Annotated in this window: 2 protein-coding genes; both read left to right on the top strand. The window is 71.1% G+C overall.

Annotation, left to right across the window (positions count from 1 at the left end):
* Positions 1-14 precede the first annotated feature (14 nt).
* Positions 15-980, top strand: coding sequence for an ATP-binding cassette domain-containing protein (locus E1283_RS35795; protein ID WP_132822330.1), 966 nt, complete (start codon positions 15-17; stop codon positions 978-980).
* The gene (locus E1283_RS35790) at positions 977-1789 is read left to right on the top strand and encodes an ABC transporter permease (RefSeq protein WP_132822329.1); all 813 of its coding nucleotides are present in this window, start codon (positions 977-979) and stop codon (positions 1787-1789) included. Before E1283_RS35795 ends, E1283_RS35790 begins: the two co-directional genes overlap by 4 nt.
* Positions 1790-1840: the final 51 nt, after the last annotated feature.

The raw sequence follows: 1840 nt of genomic DNA, 5'->3' as shown, positions 1-1840 counted from the left end.
ACGGAGCACCACCCATGACCGACCCGGCCATCACGGCGAACGGGCTGCGCAAGTCCTACGGCGACAAGACCGTCCTCGACGGCGTCGACCTGGCCGTCCAGGAGGGAACGATCTTCGCCCTGCTCGGCCCGAACGGCGCCGGCAAGACCACCACCGTGCAGATCCTCACCACCCTCATCTCCCCCGGCCCCGCCAGTGGCCCGATCCGGGTCGGCGGCCACGACCTCGCCATCCACCCGCAGTCCGTCCGGGCCGCGATCGGCGTCACCGGACAGTTCTCCGCCGTGGACGGCCTCATCACCGGCGAGGAGAACATGCTCCTCATGGCCGACCTGCACCACCTCTCCAAGCGCGAGGGGCGGCGGGTCACCGCCGAACTGCTGGCGCGCTTCGACCTCGTCGACGCCGCCAGGAAGCCCGCCTCCACCTACTCGGGCGGCATGAAGCGACGCCTCGACATCGCCATGACCCTGGTCGGCGACCCGCGGATCATCTTCCTCGACGAGCCGACCACCGGCCTCGACCCACGCTCCCGGCACAACATGTGGCGGATCATCCGCGAACTCGTCGCCGACGGCGTCACCGTCTTCCTCACCACCCAGTACCTGGAGGAGGCCGACGAACTCGCCGACCGCATCGCCGTCCTCAACGACGGCCGGATCGCCGCCGAGGGCACCGCCGAGGAGCTCAAGCGCCTCGTCCCCGGCGGTCACGTCAGGCTCCGCTTCACCGACCCGGCCGCCTACCGGAGCGCCGCCACCGCCCTGACCGACGCCGCCAGGGGCGACGAGTCCCTCGCGCTGCAGATCCCCAGCGACGGCAGCCAGCGCGAACTGCGCTCCGTCCTCGACCGGTTGGACACGGCCGGCGTCGAGGCCGACGAGCTGACCGTGCACACGCCCGACCTCGACGACGTCTTCTTCGCCCTCACCAGCACCACCGCCGACATCCCCCACCAGCCCGAGGAGACCGTCCGATGAGCACCGCGCAACTTCCCACCCAGCCGTCCCGGCTCACCCTCGCCGTCCGCGACTCCGCCACGATGCTGCGCCGCAACCTCCTGCACGCCAGGCGCTACCCGTCCCTCACGCTGAACCTGCTGCTCACCCCGATCATGCTGCTGCTGCTCTTCGTCTACATCTTCGGCGGCACCATGAGCGAGGGCATCGGCGGCGGCGGGCGCTCCGCGTACATCGCCTACCTCGTCCCCGGCCTGCTGCTGATGACCATCGGCAGCACCGTGATCGGCACCGCGGTCTCCGTCTCCAACGACATGACCGAGGGCATCATCGCCCGCTTCAGGACGATGGCGATCCACCGCGGCTCCGTGCTCGTCGGACACGTCGTCGGCAGCGTGCTCCAGTCGGTCGCCAGCGTGGTCCTCGTCGGCGCCGTCGCCGTGGCCATCGGCTTCCGGTCCACCGACGCCACCGTCCTGGAGTGGCTGGCGGCGTTCGGCCTGCTCGTGCTCTTCGCCATGGCGCTCACCTGGATCGCCGTCGGCATGGGCCTGGTCAGCCCGAACGCCGAGGCCGCCAGCAACAACGCGATGCCGCTGATCCTGCTGCCGCTGCTCTCCAGCGCCTTCGTCCCGGTCGACGCGATGCCGGGCTGGTTCCAGCCGATCGCCGAGTACCAGCCCTTCACCCCGGCCATCGAGACCCTGCGCGGCCTGCTGCTCGGCACCGAGATCGGCGTCGACGGCTGGCTGGCCGTCGGCTGGTGCCTGGGCCTCGCGGTCCTCGGCTACCTCTGGTCGACCGCGAGGTTCAACAGCGACCCGAGGTAACCGCCGTGACGACGCGGGGCGCGCCCCGCAGCCCGTCCCACCCCCCAGGGC

The organism is Streptomyces hainanensis (assembly GCF_004348415.1).
Taxonomy (GTDB): domain Bacteria; phylum Actinomycetota; class Actinomycetes; order Streptomycetales; family Streptomycetaceae; genus Streptomyces; species Streptomyces hainanensis.
The sequence above is the reverse complement of the archived record's forward strand: the minus strand, read 5'-3'. Positions and strand labels throughout refer to the sequence as shown.

Excerpts from the sequence above, each read along its gene's own strand:
- E1283_RS35795 (WP_132822330.1), top strand. The coding sequence starts at position 15 with ATGACCGACCCGGCCATCACGGCGAACGGGCTGCGCAAGTCCTACGGC.
- E1283_RS35790 (WP_132822329.1), top strand. The coding sequence starts at position 977 with ATGAGCACCGCGCAACTTCCCACCCAGCCGTCCCGGCTCACCCTCGCC.